This is a genomic window from Aquabacterium sp., assembly GCF_016234775.1.
In the GTDB taxonomy this organism is placed as follows: domain Bacteria; phylum Pseudomonadota; class Gammaproteobacteria; order Burkholderiales; family Burkholderiaceae_C; genus Aquabacterium.
The window spans coordinates 1-2,495 of the sequence record NZ_JACRAH010000002.1 but is presented as its reverse complement, the minus strand read 5'-3'; the positions used below and the strand labels follow the sequence as shown (position 1 = coordinate 2,495).

3 protein-coding genes and 1 pseudogene are annotated in these 2,495 nt (G+C 60.1%); all 4 read left to right on the top strand.

Annotated elements, in window-relative coordinates; translation table 11 throughout:
- A pseudogene (gene rplK, locus HY836_RS01525) lies at positions 1-68 on the top strand (50S ribosomal protein L11); the annotation flags it as partial.
- 2 nt (positions 69-70) lie between these two features.
- Positions 71-769, top strand: a complete 699-nt coding sequence (rplA, locus tag HY836_RS01520; protein WP_290672885.1) for a 50S ribosomal protein L1 — start codon at positions 71-73, stop codon at positions 767-769.
- Positions 770-1,105: 336 nt separating this feature from the next.
- A complete protein-coding gene (gene rplJ, locus HY836_RS01515; protein ID WP_290639928.1) occupies positions 1,106-1,639 on the top strand; it encodes a 50S ribosomal protein L10 in 534 nt (177 codons plus the stop codon).
- Positions 1,640-1,697: 58 nt separating this feature from the next.
- On the top strand, positions 1,698-2,075 hold the full coding sequence (rplL, locus tag HY836_RS01510) for a 50S ribosomal protein L7/L12 (protein WP_290639930.1): 378 nt from the start codon (positions 1,698-1,700) through the stop codon (positions 2,073-2,075).
- Positions 2,076-2,495: the final 420 nt, after the last annotated feature.

The following is a 2,495-nucleotide window of genomic DNA, read 5'->3' as shown; positions in this document are numbered from 1 at the left end:
TGGACGCTGCTGTTCGCACGATCGCCGGTTCGGCTCGTTCGATGGGCATCATCGTGGAAGGTGTTTAATCATGGCAAAGCTGACCAAACGCCAAAAGGCTTTCGCTGGCAAGGTGGACACCACCAAGCTGTACGCCTTCGACGACGCGCTGGCCCTGATCAAGGAAGCTGCCGTTGCCAAGTTTGACGAGTCCATCGACGTGGCCGTGCAACTGGGTGTGGACGCCAAGAAGTCGGACCAAGTGGTTCGTGGCGCTGTCGTGATGCCCAACGGCACCGGCAAGACCAAGCGCGTGGCTGTGTTCGCTCAAGGTGCCAAGGCTGACGAAGCCCGTGCCGCCGGTGCTGACGTTGTCGGCATGGAAGACCTGGCTGAACAAGTCAAGGCTGGCAACATCAACTTCGACGTGGTGATCGCCTCCCCTGACACGATGCGTATCGTCGGTACCCTGGGTACGGTTCTGGGTCCACGTGGCCTGATGCCTAACCCCAAGGTCGGCACCGTGACGCCTGATGTCGCCACCGCTGTCAAGAACGCCAAGGCTGGTCAAGTCCAGTTCCGCGTTGACAAGGCCGGCATCATCCACGGCACCATCGGCCGTCGCTCCTTCGACGCTGACAAGCTCAAGGGCAACCTGGCTGCGCTGCTGGACGCACTGAACAAGCTCAAGCCTGCTTCGAGCAAGGGCGTGTACCTGCGCAAGGTCGCCGTCTCCTCGACGATGGGTGTGGGCGTTCGCGTGGACGTCAGCAGCATCACTGGCGCCTGATTGGCAACAGACACTGTCGGCTCGGGTCGCAAAGCCTGAGTTGACCGGATCCCGCGCGAGTCTGGCGCGGATCGTCCGAACAAGATTGGTGGGCTGTGGCTGAAAGCCGCAGGCTATCAAAGACCGTAGGCGTCAAAGGGCGCGCTTTTACAGGCGCTCCGCGACTTAATCGCTTGCTCAGCCTACGCAGATGGCGAACCCGCTGTTGAAAGTTTCCGCCTCACCTCGCAAGGGTGGCGTGGGTTCCAAGGCAGAAGGTCGCTGAAACTGGGTGTGTCCCCAGGTGCCGGCTCCTGATGGAGATGGTGCCCAGGGACATGTTTTAAGGAGTAGACCTTGAGTCTCAATCGCAACGAAAAAGAAGCCGTCATTGCGGAAGTGGCTGCCCAGGCGGGCAAGTCGCAGACGCTTGCACTGGCTGAGTACCGCGGTCTCACGGTGGCTCAACTGGATCAGCTGCGCAAAACCGCACGCGCCCAAGGTGTGTATCTTCACGTGCTGAAGAACACCCTGGCTCGTCGCGCTGTTGCCGGCACCCCATTTGAAGTCGCTGCTGAGAGCATGAGCGGCCCGCTGATCTACGGCTTCTCTGAAGATGCCGTGGCTGCAGCAAAGGTGATCGCTGACTTTGCCAAGAGCAATGACAAGCTGGTCATCAAGGCTGGCGCCTACGCTGGCAAGGCTCTGGACGTCAATGGCGTCAAGGCTTTGGCATCGATCCCAAGCCGCGAAGTTCTGCTGGCCCAAATTTGCGGTCTGCTGCAATCGCCGATCTCGGGCTTCGCTCGCGTTCTGGCTGCAGTGTCCGAGCAAAAGGGTGGCGGCGCTCCTGCTGCTGAAGAAGCACCTGCTGAAGCTCCTGCTGCTTGATCTGCTCACCGAGCAATCAACACCGTATTCAATATCCAACCGATTTTAGGAACCCAAAATGGCATTCGATAAAGACGCATTCCTGACCGCCCTGGACAGCATGTCTGTGATGGAACTCAACGAGCTGGTCAAGGCCATCGAAGAGAAGTTCGGCGTGTCCGCCGCCGCAATGGCTGCTCCTGCTGCCGGTGGCGCTGGTGGCGCTGCTGCTGCTGTGGAAGAGAAGACTGAATTCAACGTCGTGCTGACCGGCGCTGGCGCCAACAAGGTTGGCGTGATCAAGGCCGTGCGCGAAATCACCGGCCTGGGTCTGAAGGAAGCCAAGGACCTGGTTGACGGCGCTCCCAAGAACGTGAAGGAAGCTGTTGCCAAGGCTGACGCCGAAGCCGCCGTGAAGAAGCTGGTTGAAGCCGGCGCCACTGCTGAAATGAAGTAATTCCCTGCCCACCTTCGGGTGGGCGTCGGAAGACGAAGAGCTGCCCTCCTCGCGAGGGCGGCTTTCGGCTTTTCAGGGATGAAAATCCCTGAGAACAGCCGAAAGGCCATCCAGTAGTACACTGGCAGGCTTTTCGAGTGTTCTCTGAACCGACTGCGGAGAACCGGTTTGGTCGAGCCCCCGTGCAACGCGGGGGTTGTCTGCCAGCGGTTGGTAGTGGCCAACCACCAAGCCTCGGACGCAAGGTCCGAATGGCCAGTCGCCGAACAACAGCGTGCTCCCACGGCCAGGGGGCGGGCTGAATTCGAAACGGCGCATCACTTTTGGTGCCCGAAACGGAGAGTTTATGGCGCAAGCAACCCCCTATAGCTACACCGAGCGCAAGCGGATCCGCAAGAGCTTTGGCAAGCGCGGCAGCGT